The organism is Stieleria sp., from assembly GCF_041595215.1.
Taxonomy (GTDB): domain Bacteria; phylum Planctomycetota; class Planctomycetia; order Pirellulales; family Pirellulaceae; genus Stieleria; species Stieleria magnilauensis.
The window spans coordinates 1-5,148 of the sequence record NZ_JBFHKV010000608.1 but is presented as its reverse complement, the minus strand read 5'-3'; the positions used below and the strand labels follow the sequence as shown (position 1 = coordinate 5,148).

Below are 5,148 nucleotides of genomic sequence, written 5' to 3'. Positions count from 1 at the left end.
GTTTGCCAAAATGCCCGTGCCATTCGGGTCAGGCCTCTTTGATGCATATCGCTTAACAAAAGAGGCCTGACCCCTTTGACGGCGTCTGACCCCTTTGACGGCGTCGGGACTCGGCGAACCAGAAGAAACGCGTGCGTTGCCGTAGCGAACGGCGTGCAGGTGATCTGTGCAGCGAAGGTCGGGCCTGGGTGATGCCCGGAGGGCAGACAGAGTGCATGCCGGCGGTGTGAGCCGCCGGTTAGGAGACTCCCTTCGTTGCAGCAGCCCTGGAAGGGCGACACAGTCCAAACCGCGGCCTCGATTCGTTGCCCACTGTGTCGGAACTCGCTGCGACCCTGTCCGGGGTCGCAGGAGAGAATTGGGCGTGTTTCCCGGAGGTGACGCTGCGCTCACCTCCGGCTAATCGCTGTGATCCCCTCGGGATCAAAACGCTGGCAACCTTTGCCAGCATCCGTTCTAATCGATCCCCATCAATGGCCCAACTGAGAGGCGAGAGAGTTCTGGCGCCCGATCCATCCCCGTCCCTCCGAAGATGCGGATCGATCGCCCTTCGTTATCCGACTGAAACGGTTGTCAATTGATTCCTGATGCAACAATATCGAAGCGCGACGCAATCGCTGCACTATCGGAATTTCGGGCCGCGTCCAGGCTGATTTCTTCGATTCAGAAACAAGCGATGAATCGATGGTCTGAACAGGAACTCGATGAGGCGGTGGGATACACGGATGACGAGCTCGCCGACTACAGGGTTGCACGTGACCACCTGGTGCGGTCACTGGAACTCAACCCGTTCAATCCGACCGTACACTGGTTACTTGCAAACGCATCGAGGGAGATCGATGATGATTCCGAGCTCCAATTTTCCTACTACAATTCATCCCTTGAACTCGATCCCGAAGACGATGACGTGCTCGTCGCCCGAATGGGTATGCACATGGAGGCGGGACGTATGAATGACGCAATCAAAGATCTTGCGGAGCTGAAACGCTTGGGATCATACCACGCAGAACCGATGACCGAACATCTTCAAAAGGCACTCGACGGCGGCGAGCGTGGAAAAGGGGTCAGGCCTCTTTGATGCATATCGCTCAACAAAAGAGGCCTGACCCCTTTGACGCGTGTCTGACCCCTTTGACGCGTGTGACCCCTTTGACGCGTGCTTGGAGTGTACACTTGAGGTCCTTTGAACAGCCCTCGGGAACGCGGCACTTGGACCCTGGTGTTGCCTTGTCCCCGGCGACCGTGGACCGTCGCGCCCGTGTGCCCCCGCCGAAATGAGATTCATCATGATTCAGTCGTTTGCCAAGATGATGTCGCTCGCTTGCTGGACGCTTGCGGCAGTTGTCGCGTTCAGCCATGGTTCGGCGTCGGTGAATGCTGAATCAACTGCCCCGCCCAACGTCGTCGTGATCTACGCCGACGACCTCGGTTATGGCGACGTGCAGTGCTACAACCCCGAGCGTGGCAAGATCCCGACGCCAAACATCGATCGGCTGGCCAAACAAGGCATGAAGTTCACCGACGCGCACTCTTCGTCCGGCGTCTGTTCTCCGTCGCGATACACGCTGCTGACCGGTCGCTACCACTGGCGTTCTCGCTTGCAAGCCGGCATCGTCGGACTTTGGGGCGCGCCGCTGATCGCCCCGGACCGGATGACAATCGGATCGCTGGCGAAACAGCACGGGTATCAAACCGCGTGCATCGGCAAATGGCACTTGGGATGGGACTGGTCGATTCCCGCGTCGAAAGCAAAGTTGTTTAAAGCACGCCCAAAAGGCAACGCCGCCGCGACCGACGGGCATCGAGCGGTCTGGCGCGAGGTGTTCGAAAAACCGATCGGCGGCGGTCCCAGCACGCGTGGCTTCGACGTCTACTTCGGCACCGACGTCCCCAACTGGCCGCCGTATTGCTTCATCGAAAACGATCGAACGGTTGGGATCCCGACCGAATTTTTGCCGCCGGAGTTGCTGCGCAAGAACCAAGCCAGCAATCAAGGTCCCGCGTTGGCCGGCTGGGCGCTGGAGCCGATCTTGCCCGCGCTGGCGGATCGAGCCGCCCAGTACGTCGCCGCCGCAGCCAAGTCGCCCGATCCGTTCCTGGTCTACATGCCGCTGACTTCACCCCACACGCCGCTGTCGGTCAATGACGCTTGGAAAGGAAAAAGTGGCCTAGGACTGTATGCCGATTTCGTGATGGAAACCGATGCCGTTGTTGGTCAAGTGCTCGATGCGATTGAGCAGCATGGGTTGGCGGACAAGACACTCGTCGTCTTCACCAGCGACAACGGCTGTGCACCGTACATCGGCGTCGAATCACTGGAACAGCAGGGCCACTACCCCAGCGGTCCGCTGAGGGGTTACAAGGCGGATGCGTGGGAAGGCGGGCATCGCATCCCGTTCCTCGTCCGTTGGCCGGGCGTCGTCGAACCGGAAAGTGTCTGCCCACAGTTGATCCATCAAGCCGATTTGCTGGCCACGTTTGCTGACATCTGGAATGCAGAATTGCCAGAAACCGCAGGCGAAGACAGCTTCAGCCTGGTGCCGCTGCTGCAGGGGGAAAGCCAACCGATTCGCGAAACGTCGGTCAGCTGTTCGATTCGCGGTGTGCCCAGTTTGCGCCGTGGAAACTGGAAATACATCGCCGCGCCGGGATCGGGTGGCTGGGGCAAAGGCGGCGACCAAAGCCAACCCGTCCAGCTCTACGATCTCGCCACAGACCTTGCCGAAACACGCAACCTTGCCGCCGAGCAACCCGAGCGGTTGAAATCGATGCAAGCGTTACTGGAAACGACGATCACCGCCGGTCGCAGCACGCCCGGACCGCCCCAACGCAACGACGTCAAAGTACGTCGTCACCCGGCGGCATTGTGACCGATGGCAAGGCACGACCTGCGCGACGTGCCTACGCTTCCGGATCCGGCGTCGGCGTGGGAATCGACTCCGCGTTCGGAGCGGAACCGTTGGTTGACGGCAAACTCATCGGGGGATCGAGTCGGCTTTCAATCGCGCCCTCGTCCAACATGTCGTCGTAGTAGATGCCATGGTCGACCGTCGCTCCTTCCAGCACCATCGATTCAGGCACGGCCGACCCGATCGGAACCGCTGTCGACGGAGAACATTGCGAACAGGACGGATTGTGATACACCACCGGTGTTCGTCGAAACCAACTCAACGGGCCTGAAGCACTACAACCGGTAAGCAGCAGAACGAAAACGGGAAGCAAGTAACGCACGGATGGATCTCCCAAATTGGCTCAGCATCCGTTCACGACAATGATTCCCGACCTTGGTTTGATCCCTTTCGGCAGGATCGCAGGGGAGTTTGGAGAGAATCCGAAAAGGTAACGAACAGTCAACTCTTGCGGGTTAAGCCGGTGACGAATAGGTGGAACGATTGACACGCGCCGGTCGCTTACCGGCTTGTTGATTTAATCAGCCGTTTGGCGCGAGCCTACGGGCGCCGGAGAGTAATTGACAAGATGAATGCCCGTACGCTTGCGCGAAACGGCTAATCCCACGTGCGATCGGATTAAATCAACAAGTCGTTACGCGTCCCGCTGGGATTTCAGCACGTGGCGTGAGCCAGTGGCGCGTGATCACAACCATCAATAATCCGCTTCCTGCAAACTGTTCAGCACCGACGTTTGCCACTGACGGAGTTCGCTGAGCAAACGTTCGGTGACCTCCGGTTTGCTTCCGGCGAGATTGTTCTGTTCCGCTCGATCGGCATGTAAATCGAACAACTCGATGTTTGTGTCGCTGCCTGATTGGCCATCGACGACCAGTTTGTAGCGGTTGTCCAGGATCACCCGCGGCCCCGCGTAATCAGCCTCCCCGATTTCCGGTTGATGAAAGTTATTAAAGCTGCGAGTCAATTTGCCGGCCATTTCTTTCACCAACGGCGTCGTGCCTTCCTGCAACTCCAGATCGATGTACGGCGCCGGCTTGGGGTTTGCCCCCGTCACGCGGTTGGCCGGATAGCTCCAAAAACAAATCGGTTTAGGGCGTTGGTTCATCGTCCCCTCGATCACCGGCACGACGCTGATTCCATCCAGGGGCCGCTCAGGCACGTTGACCCCCGCCAGTTCGCAAAGCGTCGGAAGCATGTCACTGGTGACCGAATTGACGTCGCTGAGACGCCCTTGGCGGATTCGTGCAGGCCATTCGATCAAGCCGGGAACACGGATCCCGCCCTCATACATCAAAGCTTTCTCGCCGCGAAAGGGAGTCGTCGCGCGACCGCTGCTGCGAGGACTTCCGTTGTCGCCGCAGTACCAAAGCAAGGTGTTGTCGCGGAGTCCGGTGTCGCTGAGATGCTCACGCAAGGTTCCGATCGAACGATCCATCGCGGTGATTTCGGCATAGCGTTCGCGCAACACGTCCCCCAACGGACGCGTCGTCGGCCGGCCGGTCTCCATCGAGGTCAAGCGAACCGACCGCTTGGACAACGACTCGGGTAGGTCATCGTAGAGCGCGAGGTCTTTGTCCAGCCCGCTGTACGGCTCATGGGGCGAGCCGAACCAGACCACTGCCAAAAAGGGTTTGCCGTCCTGGCGGGCACGATCGATAAATTTGATCGTCTCGTCAATGGTGACTTCGGATCCTTCGCCCTCGAATCGCTCCGGCGGCCCGCCGTTGCGAGAGAACGGCGGATTCATCTCATAAAAATTGTCGTGCGACAGGTATTCGTCAAATCCCATGGCTCGCGGGTTGGTCGGAGATTCCTTTTTAACCGGGCCCAGGTGCCACTTGCCGAAATGCCCGCATCGATAACCCGCATCGGATAACAGATGGGCGATTGTGATTTCCTGGGGACGGATCGACCAGCCAGGGGCGAAGGTGCCGTAGCGGTTGGGATGCCGCCCCGTCAGCACGCTGCCACGGGTCGGCGAACACGACGGATGCCCCGAATAGAAATGATCCAGTCGCAACCCGCTTGCTGCCATCTGGTCCAGCACGGGCGTCTGCAAATAGGGATGCCCGTTGTACCCCGTTTCACTCCAGCCGTGATCGTCTCCCATCAACAGAATAAAACTGGGGCGATCGTCCGCGTGGATTAACGAGCCGAACAAGAGGGCCAGGAAACACGCTGCGAGGCGGGGAAGGAGCAGGTTGGTTTTCATGTGGAGGTCCGTTGTGGTCGGTCTGTC

The 5,148-nt window shown here is 59.1% G+C and carries 4 protein-coding genes; 2 read left to right on the top strand and 2 right to left on the bottom strand.

Features of this window, described 5'->3' with window-relative positions:
* Nucleotides 1-577 precede the first annotated feature (577 nt).
* Together ABX749_RS21015 and ABX749_RS21010 are read left to right on the top strand one after the other, a co-directional pair.
* Nucleotides 578-1,078 carry a type IV pilus biogenesis/stability protein PilW gene (locus tag ABX749_RS21015; RefSeq protein WP_372897700.1) on the top strand — a complete coding sequence of 167 codons (501 nt, stop codon included), beginning with the start codon at nucleotides 578-580 and terminating at the stop codon, nucleotides 1,076-1,078.
* Nucleotides 1,079-1,286: 208 nt separating this feature from the next.
* Entirely contained in the window at nucleotides 1,287-2,870 is a 1,584-nt protein-coding gene (locus ABX749_RS21010) for an arylsulfatase (RefSeq protein WP_372897699.1), read from the top strand.
* A 31-nt stretch (nucleotides 2,871-2,901) separates the two neighbouring features.
* Here the strand turns inward: ABX749_RS21010 and ABX749_RS21005 are convergent, their stop codons facing one another.
* Nucleotides 2,902-3,081, bottom strand: a complete 180-nt coding sequence (locus ABX749_RS21005) for a hypothetical protein (RefSeq protein WP_372897698.1) — start codon at nucleotides 3,079-3,081, stop codon at nucleotides 2,902-2,904.
* A 522-nt stretch (nucleotides 3,082-3,603) separates the two neighbouring features.
* The gene (locus ABX749_RS21000) at nucleotides 3,604-5,121 is read right to left on the bottom strand and encodes a sulfatase (protein ID WP_372897701.1); all 1,518 of its coding nucleotides are present in this window, start codon (nucleotides 5,119-5,121) and stop codon (nucleotides 3,604-3,606) included.
* Between the last annotated feature and the right edge of the window lie 27 nt (nucleotides 5,122-5,148).